General features: G+C 71.7%; 1 protein-coding gene. It reads left to right on the forward strand.

Going from position 1 to position 406, the window contains the following annotated elements; translation table 11 throughout:
• The coding region (locus tag ADL15_RS18800; protein ID WP_157441459.1) for an acyltransferase domain-containing protein at positions 1 to 406 on the forward strand (406 nt) is incomplete at both ends.

Here is a 406-nt window from a genome sequence, read left to right on the forward strand (position 1 = left end):
GGGCGCGCAGCGGGCCGGCATGGGCCGGGGCCTCTACACGACGTTCCCGGTGTTCGCGGACGCCTTCGACCGGGTTGCGCTGCACGTGGACGCGCACCTGGACCGCCCGCTCGGCACGGTCCTGGCCGACTCGGAGCTGATCCACCGCACCGGTTATGCCCAGTCTGCGCTGTTCGCTGTCGAGGTGGCCCTTGCCGAACTGCTGCGCTCCTGGGGTGTCATCCCGGACGTCGTCGTCGGCCACTCGATCGGTGAGATCGCGGCCGCGCAGGTGTCCGGGGTTCTCTCGATCGAGGATGCGGCCACCCTGGTCACCGCCCGTGGCCGGCTGATGCAGGCACTCCCGGCCGGTGGCGTGATGCTGGCGGTGCAGGCATCCGAGGACGAGGTCCGGGCAGCGTTCCCC

This window comes from Actinoplanes awajinensis subsp. mycoplanecinus (assembly GCF_001509495.1).
Taxonomy (GTDB): Bacteria; Actinomycetota; Actinomycetes; order Mycobacteriales; family Micromonosporaceae; genus Actinoplanes; species Actinoplanes palleronii.